Raw genomic sequence first — 18,395 nt, 5'->3', positions numbered from 1 at the left:
TTTGGCATGTAATGATAAACCCAAAACCGTTCACTCTTTCAGGTAAGGTTAGGGTTCAATATTTATTAAATGATATTAACAGTGATCTTGTTAAAGAATTTAAAGATGATAGCGTAAATTCCAATGGTATCTGGAGTATTAGCTGAGTCAATAGATAAGCGGAACCGAACATCTCCCCGTTCGCTTATATTACACTATTCGCTCTGAAGTATTCGTAAATGTCCTAATCCCTAGTGTGTTATATATTTGGAACGACGATTGATGCGATTAAACTACTTGAATTTAGATACACTCCATATTACGCTGTATGACTTGCTGCTCTGCGGAATGCTATTCGTTGGTTTGGCTTTTGCCGCCTTATTAGCGTTGTTCAAAAACAACCGCCTCTCCGCTAACCGATTGCTTGCGCTTGCGTTGCTCACCATGATCTGGTGGATCTTCCGCTTGTTAATCATTGATATCCGGCTGCCGGTGTATCTTCCCGTTTACTGCACGGTTCCTGCGCTGTTTCTGGCAGGGCCGCTCATTTATTTTTATGTTCGAAAAACGATCAGTCAGGAATACCGGTTCAGGCGGAAAGACCTGCTGCACTTTAGCCCGCTTTTAATCGGAGGGTTGGCCGGCTGCATCCCGGCCTTACAGCAATGCAGCCTGCTAATAGTTTTGCTGGTAGGGGGGGCAGCCATCAGCTATTTGTACCGGTCATATGAGCTCTTACAAAATTACTCCCGGCGGCTGCCGCCGGTAATGATGGACAGGTCCCGCCTGGAATACCGCTGGCTGCGGCGTTTACTAGACGCCATTGCACTGTGGTGGTGCTTGTGGCTGGCTTGCACAGTTGCCGGTTATTTTGACCTGTCCGTTGATGTGTCTTTATATCTGCTTTCAGCGATTATGATCATAGCGATCGCCGTTGCAGTGCATTTACGGCCGGAAGTCCGGGTGGCCGGGCGGCTGGCTTTAAGACCGTTGCCTGGAACGGAATTGAGGCAAAAAGCGAGCTGGCTGAAGCAGGTGATGAAAAGCGGCCGCTATTACCAGGACCCGGAACTTACTTTAACATCCCTGGCTGAAAAGCTTGACCTCAGCGCGCATGAGCTGTCCCGCATCATTAATACCGGGCTAAAAAAGAGTTTTCCCGATTTCATCAATGCCTACCGGGTGGCAGCAGTGATCCGGAAAATGCAAGACCCGACGTATGATCGGTTGAACCTTGCCGGCATTGGCTATGATTCCGGTTTCAATTCTAAAAGTACCTTTTTCCGCATTTTCAAAGACATGACCGGCAAAAGCCCGGCCGACTATAAAGGCGGCCTGGAAAAAGAACTCCCAATTTATAAATTGAGACCCGCAGCTTTGTCCGGAGCGTTAATTTTACGTCAGGAAGCCATTCCGCAATGGTCTTCTGACAAATTAAACCGCACTTGTATGTTCAAAAATTACTTCAAAGTTTCGCTGCGCTTTTTATTAAAAAACCGCTTTTTCAGCCTGCTTAATATTACCGGCCTGGCGGCAGGTACGTTATGCTGTATGTATATTCTGCTGTATGTGCAAGATCAATATAGTTATGACAAACACCATAAGGATGCCAATGCTATTTACCGGGTGACCACTTCGATCGCGCATACCGGCGATGTCAGCAACATGGCCACCGCTTCGCCTCCGATCGCGCCGGCTATGAAAAGTGATTTCCCGGAGGTGTTACAATATACCCGCGTCATACCTACGCTGGGCATCAGCGAACACCTGGTCAGCTATAAAGACAAAGCGTTTTATGAAGAGGGTGCGATTATGGTCGATTCTACCTTTTTCAACGTTTTTACCTATCATTTTACCAATGGGTCACCGGTAAATGCCTTCACAGATGTCAACAGTATCGTTTTGTTAAAACCGGTAGCAGACAAGCTTTTCGGAAGCGCTGACCCGGTGGGTAAGGTCATTACGATCGACGACCAGGATGGTAAGAACATTTTTAAAGTAACCGGTGTGGTGGATCAAAGTGCCGGGAAATCACAAATTGCGGCCAACCTTTTTATACGCCTGAATAAAAATGGTTATGGCGGCGGCATCCTGACGAACAATTCCTGGGCGGGAAATAACTTTACAGAGTCGTATGTGAAATTTCGAGCGGACGCTAACGTTACTGCTTTTGAAAAAAAGCTGCCTGCCTTCCTCAACAAATATGGAGCGGACCAGTTGAAAAGTTCCGGAATGAGTAAATCCCTGCACCTGCAGCCGCTGGCCTCCATTCATACGACATCAGGTTATGATGCCGAAAGTGGGAAGATCGTGAGTGCGTCTTTTTTGTATGTACTGATCCTGATAGCCGTGTTGATTCAGCTCATTGCCTGTATCAACTTTATGAACCTGTCCACGGCCAAGGCCTCCGGGCGGGCAAAAGAAGTGGGCGTCAGAAAAGTGATCGGCGCCGGAAAATATGACCTGATCACCCAGTTTTTAGGCGAATCTTTTTTGTTGTCTTTTATCGGCGTAATTATCGCTTTGCCGCTGTTGTGGCTGGCGTTGCCTTATCTGAACCAGATCACCCGGGCGAACATTCAATTGTTGTTTTTTAGCGATCCGCGCTTATGGCTGATGCTGGGCGGGTTGATAGTGGTCACCGGCTTGGCCGCCGGCAGTTACCCGGCATTTTATATGTCGGCCTTCAAAGCCATTAAGGTGATAAAAGGGAATTTTACCAGCCAGTTTTCCACGCAGGTACTGAGGCGCTCGCTGGTAGTCTTCCAGTTCGTCATCTCGATCATCCTGATTACCGGCGTGGTCATCATTTACAGCCAGTTAAATTATATCAAAAACCGCGACCTGGGTTTTGACAAAGACCAGCAGATCATTCTCACGTTTCACACCAACGATACCAAAAGCAAAATGAACGCCCTGGCAGCCGGCCTGCAGCAATTGGCCGGCGTAAGATCGATCTCACGGGTCAGCAATACTTTTGGCGCAGAACATTATTTTGACTGGGGTGTGTATTTATCCGGAATGAACCCGGCTGACGCTGTCGACCAGCAAAACCTATATACCGATGAGCATTTTGTCAAAACGATGGGGCTCAAGCTGGCTGCAGGCCGCGACCTGATGGCGGGTGATTCGGGAAAAGTGCTGATCAACGAGACGCTGGCCAAACGATTGAGCCTTGACCCCGACAAGACCATTGGAACCACGCTGTTCTCAGACGGCGACCGAAAATTCCAAATAGCCGGCGTGGTAAAGGACTTTAATTACAAATCTTTGCATGATAATATTGCCCCGTTCATGATCATGTATGCGCCGAAAGCTGCTGAGGTTGATAAACTGATCGTGAATACGAATACCAGGGATTATGCTAAATGCTTAGCGGACGTCGGGCGGGTGTGGCATGAAAATTTGCCGCAGACGCCCTTTGTCTATACCTTTATGAATGACCGGATGCAAAGCGCTTATGAAAGCGATACCGTGTTGTCGCAGATCATCAATTCGTTCACGCTGATCGCTATTTTAATTTCCTGCCTGGGCTTGTTCGGCTTAACGGCCTTCAGCGCGGAACAGCGCAACAAGGAAATCGGCATCCGCAAGGTCCTGGGTGCAAGTGTTTCCGGTATCGTGCGGCTATTGTCCAAAGATTTTCTGAGGCTGGTGGTCATTGCCTTCGTGATCGCCGCACCGCTTGCCTGGTGGGCTATGAGTCGGTGGTTGCAGGGCTTTGTTTACCGGATCGGTATCAGCTGGTGGATGTTTGCCCTGGCTGCAGCGGCTGCCTTGGTTATTGCCTTGCTTACCGTGAGCGTGCAGGCCGTCAAAGCGGCACTGGCCAACCCGGTTAAAAGTCTGCGCTCCGAATGAGCCGTCAATGCGATCAAAACACTTGCGCTATAAGAAGGGATCAGTATCACCTATTATTCTTAAAATGAATACCAAACGACTGTGATGTTTGCATAAAATTTAATTTTTAAGTTTTAAATGTTTCATACTTCATCCCGGGTTTAGGTAACACAAACTCAATAAAAATCGCCTTAAAAAACAACTTTTAACGATGTAATAAACTGTATTTCAATTTATTAATTCGGTTTGCGTTGCCTAAGTTAAAAACAAAAAACAGGTAGTAGGATAGTTAACGAGAACTTTGGCTTTACAAAGGGTTGATAAGGGGATAATTAATGAAAAAACCACTTAAATCGCTGATTTAAGTGGTTTTCGACTTCGCACGGAGTGCGGTTAGTGCGCCTGGTAGGAACCAATTTATTGGAGACTTAAAAAAAATGCCGGAGATTGACTGAGCTCCAAAAGGAGACTTATTGAGATGATGCTCACTGCTACGCTGCGATCTATGTGGGCAGGCGCTAAAAAAACAAAGATTGCAAAGTCAACTGTTGATATGTCATCTCCTGCGACTGCCTATGCTTACCTTTTGTTATATTGTAGGTTAACCGGAATGAGTATCGTGTTTTGGGTGTCCATGATGCTTGGCGTCAAATATTGTTGCCAGTCTAATTTATACTCCTCTTCTTGATGAAGGTATTCTATCCGGAACGGGTAAAATCCTTTTGATAAGGGTACTATGTATGTCTTGTAATCGCCACCGCAGGTAATGACCAACTTATTACCAATATATAGCTTGCCTTTATCACCACCTACTCCAAAAATGTAATATCCTTCTTCCTTCGTTTCGAGTAAGCCGTCGATCACCAGCGCGTAATGATTCTTCCGCGGTAGCTTATCAGGATCAAAATTATTGTCGGTCATTCCGGTTTTTACAGGTTTCAGTTTGGTAAGATCTGGCCATTTATCCCAGGTTCCTTCGTAATAAGCGTAGTTAAATCCACCATGCTGCCAATGCTTAGCGTTCGAGAGCGGCTTCGGCATTTCCTCGTCAGTAAAAAGACCCGTCGTAATTCTATCGTACCTGCTTCGGTTAGTCAGGGCCTTATAGGTGACCGTAGCCGGGTCGTTAATTGTGGTCGCCTGCTGAATTTTTGGAGCGTTGGGTGTTGGGACCGTTCCGTCAACCGTGTAGTGTATACGGGTTGTATCCTCATAATAGGAAAGCTTAAAAGATTTATCTTTTATTACAATGCCGTTCATTGGAGAAAAAAGCATGTTCTTGATATACCCCTCATAGATAAACTTCAGGCCGTCATAGGTGCCTTTGAATTTTACGGAACCGTGTGTTTCGCCTGAATAAACATCAAGCTTCCATTTCAGACTTGCAGGCGCGTTATTTTTCAAGATAGTTTCCAGCGTATCTGTTTTCATACTGCCCAGCGTACTTTCCCGGCCTGCGATAAAGAACGTTGTATTTTGAAATGGCAGGGTTGGCAGTTTAGCTACAGCCATTTTTAATACATAACTATTATCCCACCAGGCACTCGGGTCGATCGCGATAAAAGATTTGAAGAGCGTTGGCTCAGTGAGCAGTGCGTAAAGTACAAACATACCACTCAAAGAATGCCCCCAAAGGGTGTTGTCTCCGTTGGAGGGATACTGCTTATTAATATATGGGATCAATTCATTCCTGAAAAACGCGCGGAACTTGTCGGCTCCGCCCGAATTTTTCCAGGTGTCCAAATGCGTAGGTGCGAGATCGGCGTTCCGGTCGGGTTCAACGATGCTGACAATAATGGTTGGCGGCATGAAGCCCTGATCCTCGACAAAATGCTGCACCTGTGCGATCGTTCCTGTGTTCCAATCACTTCCATCCAATACATACATTACATCATATTTTTCAGCACTTCCGGGCTTATAGCCGGGCGGCAGGATCACCTTAAACCGACGCTCCTGGTCGAGTATGGACGAATGGAGAGAGTCTGGCAGACCGTGATCGCGGATATTGACGTCTGTACCCTGTGCCGTAGCAGGATCATTCAAACTGCCAATCGTTATGAACGACATTAAAAAAAACAAGACCAATGTTATCTTATTCTTAATAAGATAAAGTCTTGAATGATTTTTGAACATTATTTGTTTTTATTAGCTGTTTTTTACTTTTATAAATCTCAGATGGTATTTCTTATTTTACCTTACAATTTATTATTAGGCTTAAAACTATTCTGCTCTCAGGCTCTTTACAGGGTTGCTCGTTGCCGCCCTTATCGTCAGGAAGCTCACGGTCGCCAGTGCTATCAGCAGCGCAGCTATCCCTGCCAGCACGAACACCCACCAACTGAAAGGAACCCGGTACGCGTACCCTTGTATCCATCGATGAAGTGCCAGCCAGGCCAGCGGCCAGGCAATCAAATTCCCGATCATCACCAGCCCGATAAAATGTTTGGACAGCAGGAAGACGACATCTTTTACAGAGGCCCCCATGACCTTACGGATGCCGATCTCCTTGGCCCGCTTCTCCGTGGAAAAAGAGGCCAACCCGTAAAGTCCTAAACAGGAGATGAAGATCGCCAGGCCGGTCATGATCGCCACCATCCGGGAGACCTGGGTATCTGTTCTGTATATTTCCTTAAAATGATCGTCCAGGAACTGGTATTCAAAAGGATACTCCGGCAGAACTTTTTTCCAGGTAGACTCGATAAACGCGATGGCCTGGCTGGCCTGCTGACCGTTTATTTTCACCGACATTGTACTGAATCCTCCGCCTACCGGTTGGTTTAGATCGCCCAGGAACATGGGTTCGATCTTATGATGGAGGGAATTGAAATTGAAGTCTCTGGAAATACCTACAATGCTTGACAAAGTATCACCCCCGAAATGTTTTCCGATCAGCGATGACAACGGCATTCCTGGCTGATCTTTGAGCAGTTCCCTGCCCAGGGTCTCGTTGATGATGAATTCTTTCGCGAGCGCGGACTTTTCGCTGGAGAAGTTCCTGCCCGCTACCAGGTGTATCTTATAAAGGCTCAGATAATCGTGATCTACGAACAGCCCGGGGGTGATCACTACCCGCATCGGGCCATTGCCCGGCCAGAATCCGAAACCCAGCTGTCCCACATCGCTTCCCAACTGGTCCTGCGCCCCGGTTACACCTACCACGAGCAAACCGGCTGACAATTCTTCCTTCAGCAAAGCATATTTACCGGAGGTGATTCCATGCAGTCGTATGGTGACAACCTGGTCGCGGTCAAAGCCCGGATCCCGCTTTTCCATATAATTTAACTGACGAAACACGAGAATGGTAGCTACAGTCAGAAAGATGGCGCTGGCAAACTGTCCCACAACCAAGGCATTCCTAAAAGTGCTTTTTTTTCTGCCTAACTCACCTACACCTTTTAACACCTTTACCGGCTGAAAGGAGGATAGGTAAATGGCCGGATACAAACCCGATAACACGCCAAGCAGGATCGTTCCGAGGAATAAAGCCACCAGCAGTCCGGGGTGCACAAAGAAAATTGCGCTCAGATCGCGCCCGCTTAGTTTATTGATATATGGCAACGCCAGGCTCACCAGCACCAGTGCAATGACCAATGCGAACAAGGATAACAGGACTGCCTCGCCAAGGAACTGGAGGCCCAATTGTGAGCGTAAGGCGCCGATCGTTTTACGGATGCCCACCTCTTTGCTCCGTTCCGCCGACTGGGCAGTGGACAGGTTCATGAAATTAATGCAGGCGATGAGCAAAACGAGCAGCCCGATGCCCATAAAAATATTGGTATAACGCTCATCGAATTTCTGGAAATTGATATCGTCATAGATGATATCGACGGCACCTGCATGAACGTCCCTTAACGGTAGCAGGAACATCCCGTAATGTATATCTTTGCCCGACAGATGATATTTTTTCAGGTAGGAAGGGAATTTTTTTTCCAGTGCAGCCACATCGGTATGAGGTGCGAGTTCAACGTAAGTGTTTACCCAATGATCACTCCATTTGTCCATCCACTTCGGTTTGTAGATGGTATTAAAAGATTGCAGAGCGTCGAATTGGAATTGGGAGTTGGCGGGCACATCTTTCAATATGCCCGTTACTGTATAAACAAGGGTATCCTCCCCAAAATGCTGAACCGTCCTGCCTATGGGATCCTCAGCGCCGAATAATTTCCGGGCCGCCGATTCCGTCAGCACAATACTATTTGGTTTTTGCAGGGCAGTTTTCCGGTCTCCTTTCAGCAGCGGAAAATCGAACATCCGAAGAAAGGAGGTATCCACAAAGAAGGCCTGCGGAAAGAACACTCTTTTCTTTCCATAGGTCATCTCGTATTGACTTTTACCATCCACGCGGCTGTAGTTCAGGATTTCAGGGAATTCTTCTTTCAGCGTCGGCCCCATCGGGAACATGGTTATGGCTGTCTTTTGAGAAGTTGCCGTGCTGGTAAATGTCTCCACATCATTAAGCCGGTAGATGTTACGGTGGTGCATGCTATCGAAACTCTTTTCGTAAAATACGAATAGCAGGATCACGATGCACGCAGCCATGCCGGTGGCAAGCCCGATGATATTGATCGCCGCATACACCTTGTTCCTGGTCAGGTGGCGCCAGGTGAGTTTTAAATAATTTTTGATCATGAAATTGCGGTTTAATTTCTCAGAAGACCATATTTGGATCACTTCATGAGATGAATTTACCGCCGCAAAATGGGGATAGCGCCTCAAGTTATAAAATGGGCGCTCTTTTTTCAGCTCTTGTTTATACTCCGCCGGGCTCTTCCCGGTCATTTGCCGGAAAGCGCGGTTAAAAGTGGATTTGGAATTGAATCCCGATTCAAATGCAATGCCCAGCAGGGTAATGTGATCATAAGTGGGGTCCTGCATTTTGCTGGCTACATCTGCAACGCGAAATTCATTGATAAAATCATTGAAGCTTTTTTTAAGCACCGTATTGATGATCCGGGACAGCTCATGGGTAGTCAGGTCAAGCTTTTCAGCCAGCGAGCTTAAATTGAGTTCCGGATCCTGATAATACAGGCCGATTTTCATGGCCTTTTTCAGCCAGGCACCTTTTTGCTTCAACTCCATCGGTGGCATTGGTTTTTGAAGCGAAGGTGCTCCGACCGTTACGCCAACTTCCGGCCTTAAGTATGCCACAATTGCCACCCGGGTGAAGATTACCGCTAAAAGGAAATACAAAGGATAATAAGCGTGTATGCTTAATTGACTATGGTAATAAAAATAATCCACGGCAGCATAGGGTATCCACAATAGCCACAACAAGCCAAACCCCCTCAGTAAGCGATGCAGCCACCGCAGTTCGTATCGGTACCGATCTCCCCCGTTAAATTTCAGGCCCCGGTAAAAGCGTTCTATCAGCCTATGAGATGCGTACAGGTAGGTGCTGACCGAAATAAACGCCAGCAATTGCAATACCGGCTTTAGTTGCTGAAAGGTCAGCGTATGATAAGTGGCCGCACCCGTCCTGATGCTCTCCTTAATCTCCAATACCAAAACGCCCTGTTCGAGCAACAGCGGGCCGAAATGCAGGAGATCTTTCCAACGGAATTGGTATTTTGGCCGCGTTATTTTAAGCACATAAAAAAAGATCAGGGGGCCAATTGCAAGCGTAAACCGCAGTGGCAGCCAGCTCCAATGTGAAAAATAGGCTTCAAGACCGATATCCTTACCCAGTACCCAAAGCAGCCACAGCGCCATCGTAATCAGGGCTAAACTCAAAAAGCGGTTTGCAGCCCGGTTGATCTTTTTGGTGAATCCCAGCTGCATCGCAAAAGAAAATCCGATAAATATCACTCCCTGGAAGGCCAGGTCATAAGGGGTGATATGAAAAATATATGCATTCAAGTTTTTCTGTACTTCAATCCCCGTTCCAAACCGTTAACATGCTAATATAAAGTAAATTATATTTTATTTATATCCATTAATGTAACGATAGCGGACATGGGATTGTACGGTTTTGAATTGCTTTAAAAATTTCCTTTCATTAGGCTTTCCAAACGCACTAAATTGTTTCGGGCGTTCTTCAACAATGATCGGCGTACAAAATCAAAAACTCAATATGCTCGGCCAAGGAACACCATAATGCACAGTTAGTAGACGGATATAGGAAAAACAGCTGCCAGGCAGTCAGAAAGCGCTGCGGCGATCTGAATGCAAAGCTGTTTCGCCGCGACTTGTATGAATGTTTGCGGATGACGGCCAAGCTAATTTAATGCAAAAGCCGATCAGCCCATGATCATAACACCTAAGGCGCGCGGTTGAGCTTTTAGGTCATCAGCCTATTTTTGTGCCAATGACTTCCCGTTTTTTTCGATTTAATATATTGCGCAAACCCTCCCGGCGACAGAATACTCTTCAGCGTTTGATCAAACTCCGCCTGGTTAGCTACCAGGGCAGCTTTCTTTTCGCTTTCAGAACCTTGCCCCATGCGGATCTCGTCTACCGGTTTGGTATTTCCCAGGTAGGCGTTAAATACTTTTTTGGTAACCGCGTCATCCAGTCCTAAGGATTTTTGCAGGCTTTCCGAAAAATTTTTGGCGCGCAGGAGCACATCTTTAGGCATCTGCCATTCGTCGCCGATTTTAACTGGTTTTGTAGCCTGGTCGCCGGTTTGGGCCGTGGCTTTCATGCTGATCAGCGCCAGCATGATCAAACTGCATAAGATTACTTTTTTCATGATCTGTTGTTTTTAATAGTAAGTATTGATTATTCGTTTCGAAGTGATTTGACCGGATTGGCCAGCGCCGCCCGGATGGCTTGGTAACTCACTGTCAGCATGGCTATGACAAATGTAATGATGCCGGCAATCACGAAGCGCCACCATGACAACTCTACCCGGTAAGCGAAGCTCTGCAGCCAGCGATGCATGACCAGCCAGCCAGCCGGAATCGCGATCACAAAAGCGACCAGCACCAGCCGCGCAAAATCCATACTGAGCATACCGGCGAGTTCCGTTACCGATGCGCCCAGTACTTTCCGAACACCGATCTCCTTTTCGCGCCGTTTGGCCGACAGCATGGCCAGACCAAATAAACCGATTCCGGAAATGAAAATGGTAATGACGGCGCCGAACGTGATGATCCGCTTCCACTTGCTTTCCGCTTCATAACTACGCAGGTTGGTGTCTTCCCGGAATTCATACGGGAAGGGATGATCCGGGCTTAACCGGTGCCAGGTTTTTTCCAGGGAAAGCAAAGTGACGGCCGTATGCTCCGGTCTGATGCGCACGATCATTTGCCCCAGCGGCATCGAAGATTCACCGGTAAAGATTAGCGGCTTTATCTTTTCTTTCAGCGATTCATTGTGATAATCTTTTACCACGCCGACTACCGTTACCTTCCGGTTGCCCCAGGCGGGAAAATTCATATCGTCGATGGTTTTGCCTATTGGATTCTTCCAGCTAAGCTGGTCAGCCAGCGTTTGATTGATCAGCACAGCATTCGTGGAATCGGACGGGAATTCCGGGGAGAAATTACGGCCGGCGGCCATTTTGACCCCTAATGCCGGTAAATACGCCACATCGATGCGTTCATAAGTCGCGGTAAATTCCTTATTCCCAGCCTGCGTCTTACCGCCAAAATGCCCGACGTTCTTATAACCCGCAGCGAGCACGCCGGGTATTTTGGAAAATTCGTTTTGGTAAAGGTCCATTACCGCTTTACTCCGGATTCCCTGTCCCACCGTGAAGCTAAGCAGCTCCTTATCCGGGTAGCCAACGGAGGTCTGGGTCAGCAAGTCAAACTGGGCGTAAATAAACAGGGTGGAAATGACCAGGAGGGTGGCCAGCGCAAACTGGATAACGACCAGGCTTTTTGCCAGTGTATTTTTACCGCCTAAACCCGCTTTGCCCGCAAGTGCATCGGAAGGATTGAAACCGGATAAGACCAGCGCCGGGTAAAAGCCGGCGGCAAAGCTCGTCAACAGGAACAGTCCAATAAAGCCCGCGATTAGTTTCCAGTCTAACAGGTAGAAAAAGCTCAGTTGCTTATTCGCCAGCTCATTGAAAAGCGGCAGTAACAGCGCCGCCAAAACCACCGATAGGATAAAGGCGATCAGGCAGATGCCGGCCGATTCGCTTAAGAATTGCAGCGTCAGCTGGCTGCGCCTACTACCGATCACTTTGCGGATGCCGATCTCTTTGCTTCTTCTTAGCGATTGCGCCACGGTTAGGTTGACAAAATTGATGCAGGCGATCAGCAGGATAAACACCGCGATGCCGCTCAGGATATAAGAATAGATGGGATCGCTGACCCCCGGCGTTCCTTCGTAATCCGTGTTGAGGTGCATGGCCGTCAATGGCTGCAGCCCCCAGCTGAAATGGTTGCCGTAACCCGCCAGATTATTCAAATCGATCTCGTCTTTGGCTCGGGTACGGTATACCTGGTCCATTTTACGGGCGATGTTTTGGGGGTTGGCGCCCGGCGAAAGCAAAAAATAAGTAGGAAAGGATACCCACATCCAGCCGTTATCCGGACTGGCTTTTTCGAAATAGGAAAACGGCAGGACGATATTAAACCGGATACTGGAATTCTGCGGTGCTTTTTTTGCAACACCGGTAACCGTAAAAGGCTGGAATTTTCCGTTGATCTCCAGCTGCAGGGTTTTGCCCATCGCGGCAGGCACGCTGCCGAAATATTTAATTGCGCTTTGTTCGCTCAATACCATGGCGTGCTGATCTGACAAAACTGTGGCGGGGTTTCCCGAGCGCAGCTGGAAAGAAAAAACGCTGAAGAAATTGGCATCCGCCCAGGTGACCTGCTCATTAAAGATATCGTTCCCGTTTTTGACCACGATATCCTTGGGGTTGACGCGGGTATAAGCCTGTATCTCCGGGATCTCCTGTTGAAAGGCCGGCCCTTGCACCAGCGCGGCAATGGAGAATTTTTTCACACTGCCGTCCTGTTCACTGCGCAGGCAGGTGAGCTGGTAGAGATGGCCCTGCTGTACATGGAAGCGGTCAAAGCTGAGCTCATCTTTGATATATAATAAAATCAGGGTGCAGCAGGCCAGGCCGATGCTGAGGCCTGCAATATTGATCACCGAAAAAGCGATGTTTTTCCGGAGGGTCCGGGCGGTAATTTGAAAATAATTCCTGAACATGCGATTGATTTTTATAAATGTTGCTGCAATAACCGGCCAGGGACACCGGCTGGTGTGCAAAAAATGGTTAAGAAATAAGGTAGTTGTGCCTTGGCTTAAGGACCGGCTTGCCTGTGACGCGTTCGCTCGGCGGCTTCCGCCTTCTTCTTCGCTTCCAGGCTGTTGCTGTTGGAGCCGCTGACCACCGGGACGGGTGTTTTGAGCAAGGAACGGACGGTATTTCGGGGGCTGGCAGCAATGAAGACTATACTCAATATCAGGATGAACCCAAGAACGGTCAGCTCCAGCTTGCCCAATGAACGGTTCTTCCCGGCTAATATCCGTTCCAGGCGGTCCAGCATATTGCCCCTTGTACCGGTCAAGGCGATAGCATGCAGCGGCAAATTATTCCGGTATTCCTCGAAACGAACCAGCGCACGCATATAACCGACCTCGTTGTGGGTATGGGCTATGACCACATCGTCGCAGCAGTTTTCTCTTTCCGTACGGATCAGCCAGGAGAGCCAAAGCACCGCTGGGTTAAAAAAGAAAAGTGTTTCCAAAACGGTTTGCAGGATATTGACGATATAATCTTTCCGGTGGATGTGCGCCAGCTCATGCAGCAGGATAGCTTCCACCTGCTCCGGTTCCAGCGAGTTAATCAAACCTACCGGAACCAGCACCACCGATTTCAGATAGCCGATTACCAGCGGTACTTTAATAATGGCCGACTCCAGCAGGGAAACCGCCTGCCTAATCCCCAGAGCCCGGCACAGGCGGTCCGTTTTTTCCTGCCAGTGTCGTCCGGCAGGTTTTACCCTCACCCTTTTTAGTCGTTCTTGGGTATATAGACCAAAGAATAGCCTGGCATTCTGCAGGCCGACCAGCAGCAGCCAGATGCCCGTTACTACGCCCGCATGCTCATGGGTACGCTTCAGCAGGTCGTTAAATCGTGCTACTAATACAGCAATGAAATCAGGCCCATCATTAGGATTTAAGCCTAATTCCAAACCTTTGCCACTGTTATTATTCAACTCCAAAACCAGTGTGAGGCTGACTACGGCCGTATGCAGCAGCAGTACCGCAGTCAGCAATTGATAACGCAGTGCAGCTTTAGATTTCCTGGTCAGCAGGATCACCAGGCCGGTCAGTATGGCCAGCAACAAACCTTCCCAAAGGGAATGTATCAGCGTCCGGCACAAGGCCTGTGCAATACTTTGCGGTAAGATATGTTGGACGAACTGCTGCATTTATTTTTTCTTATTATCAGCTTTTTTTTCCAATTCATCCAGCAGTGCTTTCATTTTCTGCAAGTCTTCCCTGGAGGTTTTCTTATTCCCGGCCAGTTGCATGAGCAGGTTAGCCGGCGAACCCTTATATAAGGTATCCAGGAATTTATCCAGTAAATGTTCCTTTGTTTGCTGCTCATCTTCCACCACATGATAGATATGCTGCATCTTGTTTTCATCCCTTTTCAGGATACCTTTATCCACCATCAGCTGCATAAGCTTGAGCGTTGCCGTATAGTTCAGCTCCCGGATTTTATTGATCTCCTGCATCACAAAACGTACAGGTGAAGGACCGTGCTCCCATAATACCTGCAGGATCTCGAGTTCAGACTTGGTCGGTTCTATTTTCTTATTTTCACCCGGTTCGTTCACTTTCATAATACAAACCTACAAATAATTTTGTACCTACAAAATTATTTGTAGGTTATTTGAAAATAATTTTATACCCAGTTACACCCGCGCAATTCCCGGTAAAAGCCTGGACACGAATTCTTTCAGGTCAGTGGCGAAAAGCTCCGGTTGCTCCAGGGCGGCAAAATGGCCGCCAAGCGGCATATCTTTCCAGTAGCGGATGTTAAAGCCCCGCTCCACGTATTTCCTGGCGGGAAAACTGGTCGGGTAGGGGTAATGCGCGATCCCGGTGGGCGTCCGGACGAAGTCACCCGGGCCGAAGTCCGGCGGTTCCCTGGTGGTCTCCCGGTATAACTGCATCGAGGAATAGATCGTCCCAGTTACCCAGTACAGGGTGACATTGGGGAGCAACTCATCCCGGCTGAAAAGCTCCTCCGGGTTCAGTCCCGGATTGGAAAAACTTTTGAAGATTTGCAGTATCCAGGCACATAAGCCGACCGGCGAATCATCAATCCGTAAGAAAGCGTTAATGGTTAAGTTGCCTGTATTGCGCGTAAGTGCCTTCCGCCAGGAAAAACTGTCCGGTTTTTCGTTGCGCTTCTATTTCGTCGCCCGTCAGTTTTTCGCCATCGGAAAGATAGGGCCGGTAATTGAACGGGATATAATTCAAATGCAGGCCGATCAAACTATCTGGGTAATTCAAAGCGATACGCATGGAAACGATCGCACCGAAGTCGCCGCCCTGTGCGACAAACCGCGGGTAGCCCAGCCAGTTCATTAACTTTACCCAGAGCCCTCTTCAGGTCGGCCTGGCGCAGCCGCTTTAGTTCGTTTGTCTAATCGCAAACAGGCAACCGGTAACCGTCATTTTTGTGATGGCTAAAGTATTTAAGCGGCATCTTTATTATAGCGGTTACGGTATTCAAGCGGTGAGAGTCCAGTAATCTTCCGGAATACTTCCCGGAATGCTTTTTGATCAGAATAGCCGACTTCGTACATCACCTCATTGATGGATTTGCGGCTGTTTTCAAAAGCCTTTTTGGCCGCTTCGATCTTTACGCGCTGGGCGTATTCGGTTGGGGTATTGCCGGTCGCTTTGATAAAGCGGCGGTCAAAGTTTCGCCGGCCGATAGCCAGACTGGCGGCCAGGTCTTCGGTAGCGATCTTTTCATCGAGGCGGTGCTCAATATAGTCCTGCGCTTTTTTGATCAGCTCATCACTGTGTGCTTTTTGACCCTGGAAGATGATAAAATCCGACTGGTTGTGCCGGTCGATCTCTATCTGGAACACCTTGGCGCAATAGATCGCCGTTTCCCGGTCGTAATATTTCTCCACCAGATAAAGGACAAGGTTTAAAAAGGAATAGGCACCCCCGTTGGTGTAAATGCCCTGTTCATCCGTGATGAGTTTGTCGGTTTGCAGGTTGACCTTTGGGTAGCGTTTCCGGAAATCTTCTTCCGCCGACCAATGGGTCGAACAGCTTTTGCCATCCAGTAAACCTGCTTCCGCTAACAAAAAAGCGCCGGTACAGATGCTGGCCAGTGCTGCGCCTTCGCGGTATTGCTTGCTTATCCAGTCGACAAGTTCAGTGTTCACGGCCGTGCTTTGGTGATAGTTATGGTTGAGTGAAGGAATGATAACCAGGTCGGTTCTTTTGATCTCCGAGATTTGTTTATGCGGGTGCGCGCTGAATAGACCGCCATGAAAGTCCACCGTTTTGGAAACGCCGACCAGTTCGATCTTAAACACCTCCTTGCGGTAAGCATTGGCCCGGCTGAATATTTTATAGGCGCCGACAATACTGCTGAGGTTATTCTCTCCATCGGGCACCAGGATAGTCAAATGTTTCATAGACTAAAGATAAATGTATTTATTGTCCATATCAACCCGTAAAGATGTCTAAATTACACCCTATCAACGCTTGACAATTGCGGTAGCTTTGATCATGGATCATTACGAAACGTTTTACGAACTGCATCATCAACCTGCGCCGTTCTTATTAGCGAACGCATGGAACGCTAAAAGTGCTAAACTGATTGAAGCTGGCGGCTTTCCTGCTGTCGCCACTTCAAGCGGCGCCATCGCTGATTCCCTTGGCTATGCCGATGGCGAGCAGATTCCTTTTACAGAGTTGCTTTATGTCATTCAACGAATAAAATCTGCTATAAATATACCGCTGTCCGTAGACTTTGAAAGAGGTTACAGCCATGACCTGGCGGTTATCAACGACCATATCCAGCAACTGCTCGATACCGGAATTGCAGGGGTCAACATAGAAGATGCCGAAGGAGAGGCGGTTTATTTAAGGAAATTAGAAAGTATAAAAAATTACCTGGTGAAAACCGGTCAGCAGCTTTTTATTAATGCCCGCACCGATGCTTTTCTACAAAAACTGCCGGAACCTATGGAAACCGTTATCCGCAGGGCGAAACTTTACCAGGAGGCTGGCGCGGACGGGCTTTTTGTTACCGGCGTCGGCGATCCGTCGATAATAAAAACGATCACTTCAACGGTTTCCTTACCGGTTAATATCGTGGGTAATCCCAACCTCGCTTCGGTTGAAGCTTTGGGAAATGCCGGTGTGAAAAGGATCAGCACGGCGGTTCTGATTTACCGCTCGGCTTACCGGCACCTGGAGCAAACCCTTGCAGCCATCAACACATCTCAAACTTTAACCCCTTTATTTTAAAATGAAAAGTATCCTAATCGGCGCAATTTTAAGTTTGGCAATATATCAGGGCCAGGCACAACAGCTTACACCGCAAAAACGCACAATAGCGATTGAATTATTACAACAAACTGAAGCCGGTGTTTTTGCTGCAGCGAAAGGTTTAAGCGAAGCAGAACTGAACTTTAAACCAGCGGCAGATAAATGGAGTGTGGCAGAATGTATCAAACATATCGCCGCGGCCGAAAAGGAACTTTGGGCGATGGCGGAACCGGCGTTATCCCAACCGGCTAACCCCGAAAAAAGAGCGGAGCTAAAGTTCAGCGATGATGACCTGGTCAAGGCCGTGGAAGACCGCACTCATAAATCCAAAACCTTTGCGGCGCTGGAACCGGCCAATTCACCTTACCAGACCGTGCCCGAAGCTTTGGCCGCCTTCAAAGTCGGCCGTGAGAAACTGATCACCCTGGTTAAAAATACAGAGGTCGACCTACGCAACCATGTGGTGGTATTACCTGTGGGGACTTATGACAGCTATCAGTTTATCCTCCTGATAGCCGCGCACAGCAACCGGCACACCCAACAGATCGACGAAGTGAAAGCCAGTCCGGATTTTCCAAAGCGCTGATCTGCCGCCAATTCGGTGCCGGGACAACGAGCTCCGGGATCCCTGACAACATGTTGGCATTGTAGTCAGCTAAGTCTGCGAGGAGATGTGTTCAAAAAAGTGAAGGAAATATATGATAATTATTATAAGAACGAACCTCATGGCAAAGCTTTTCCAATCAACAAATGGAGTCACATTCCGGAAGTTGAAGACTGGTGGATGGGTGACCGCGAAAGTTTTGTGGATCTCACGCCAAGCCGGTACCATATCGATGCCTGGGAGCATTGCGAACTGCTTTATATTACCAAGGAAGGTGTTAATGAGTTGCAGGAAAAAGTACCTGCATATCGAGAAATGAGGCTTAAGCTCGACGAGCGCAATATAATGGCCAACAACCGTCGTCTTACCTCTGCTATAAGTTCTCTGGCAGATAAGCGTTATACCGATCTTTTAGAATGCTATCCTGAACTTATTGAACGTTTTCTGCAGCATATTATCGCATCCTATCTCGGCATCAATAAGGATACGCTAAGCCGTGTCAAACGTCAGCATAACCTGAAATAACTGCTTT

13 protein-coding genes are annotated in these 18,395 nt (G+C 47.9%); 4 read left to right on the top strand and 9 right to left on the bottom strand.

Features of this window, described 5'->3' with window-relative positions; all coding sequences use genetic code 11:
- The first annotated feature begins 276 nt into the window (after positions 1–276).
- Positions 277–3,840 carry an ABC transporter permease gene (locus tag M2273_RS04870; protein ID WP_429393698.1) on the top strand — a complete coding sequence of 1,188 codons (3,564 nt, stop codon included), beginning with the start codon at positions 277–279 and terminating at the stop codon, positions 3,838–3,840.
- A gap of 558 nt (positions 3,841–4,398) precedes the next feature.
- Here the strand turns inward: M2273_RS04870 and M2273_RS04865 are convergent.
- The 9 genes from M2273_RS04865 to M2273_RS04825 all read right to left on the bottom strand — a co-directional run bounded on the left by M2273_RS04865 (position 4,399) and on the right by M2273_RS04825 (position 16,400).
- A complete protein-coding gene (locus M2273_RS04865; protein ID WP_429393695.1) occupies positions 4,399–5,886 on the bottom strand; it encodes an alpha/beta hydrolase-fold protein in 1,488 nt (495 codons plus the stop codon).
- A gap of 153 nt (positions 5,887–6,039) precedes the next feature.
- The gene (locus M2273_RS04860) at positions 6,040–9,675 is read right to left on the bottom strand and encodes an ABC transporter permease (RefSeq protein ID WP_429393692.1); all 3,636 of its coding nucleotides are present in this window, start codon (positions 9,673–9,675) and stop codon (positions 6,040–6,042) included.
- Between the two features lie 421 nt (positions 9,676–10,096).
- Positions 10,097–10,507 carry a hypothetical protein gene (locus tag M2273_RS04855; RefSeq protein ID WP_429393690.1) on the bottom strand — a complete coding sequence of 137 codons (411 nt, stop codon included), beginning with the start codon at positions 10,505–10,507 and terminating at the stop codon, positions 10,097–10,099.
- 29 nt (positions 10,508–10,536) lie between these two features.
- Positions 10,537–12,930, bottom strand: a complete 2,394-nt coding sequence (locus tag M2273_RS04850) for an ABC transporter permease (RefSeq protein WP_429393687.1) — start codon at positions 12,928–12,930, stop codon at positions 10,537–10,539.
- A 95-nt stretch (positions 12,931–13,025) separates the two neighbouring features.
- A complete protein-coding gene (locus M2273_RS04845) occupies positions 13,026–14,159 on the bottom strand; it encodes a M56 family metallopeptidase (protein ID WP_429393684.1) in 1,134 nt (377 codons plus the stop codon).
- Positions 14,160–14,576 (bottom strand): BlaI/MecI/CopY family transcriptional regulator, encoded by a 417-nt coding sequence (locus tag M2273_RS04840; protein ID WP_429393682.1) that lies wholly within the window; start codon positions 14,574–14,576, stop codon positions 14,160–14,162.
- Between the two features lie 72 nt (positions 14,577–14,648).
- Positions 14,649–14,909: an alpha/beta fold hydrolase gene (locus tag M2273_RS04835; protein WP_429393680.1), complete on the bottom strand. Its 261-nt coding sequence runs from the start codon at positions 14,907–14,909 to the stop codon at positions 14,649–14,651.
- A gap of 166 nt (positions 14,910–15,075) precedes the next feature.
- On the bottom strand, positions 15,076–15,327 hold the full coding sequence (locus M2273_RS04830) for an alpha/beta fold hydrolase (protein WP_429393678.1): 252 nt from the start codon (positions 15,325–15,327) through the stop codon (positions 15,076–15,078).
- A gap of 110 nt (positions 15,328–15,437) precedes the next feature.
- On the bottom strand, positions 15,438–16,400 hold the full coding sequence (locus M2273_RS04825; protein ID WP_429393675.1) for a GlxA family transcriptional regulator: 963 nt from the start codon (positions 16,398–16,400) through the stop codon (positions 15,438–15,440).
- Between the two features lie 94 nt (positions 16,401–16,494).
- On the opposite strand from M2273_RS04825, the gene M2273_RS04820 reads away from it, so the two are divergent.
- The 3 genes from M2273_RS04820 to M2273_RS04810 all read left to right on the top strand — a co-directional run bounded on the left by M2273_RS04820 (position 16,495) and on the right by M2273_RS04810 (position 18,388).
- Complete coding sequence (locus M2273_RS04820) at positions 16,495–17,238, top strand: isocitrate lyase/PEP mutase family protein (protein WP_429393673.1); 744 nt, start codon at positions 16,495–16,497, stop codon at positions 17,236–17,238.
- 1 nt (position 17,239) lies between these two features.
- A complete protein-coding gene (locus M2273_RS04815) occupies positions 17,240–17,845 on the top strand; it encodes a DinB family protein (RefSeq protein WP_429393671.1) in 606 nt (201 codons plus the stop codon).
- A gap of 99 nt (positions 17,846–17,944) precedes the next feature.
- Entirely contained in the window at positions 17,945–18,388 is a 444-nt protein-coding gene (locus M2273_RS04810; protein WP_429393669.1) for a Crp/Fnr family transcriptional regulator, read from the top strand.
- Positions 18,389–18,395: the final 7 nt, after the last annotated feature.

The sequence above is a fragment of the Mucilaginibacter lappiensis genome (genome assembly GCF_050433765.1).
In the GTDB taxonomy this organism is placed as follows: domain Bacteria; phylum Bacteroidota; class Bacteroidia; order Sphingobacteriales; family Sphingobacteriaceae; genus Mucilaginibacter; species Mucilaginibacter lappiensis_A.
This window is presented reverse-complemented; position numbering and strand designations above follow the sequence as displayed.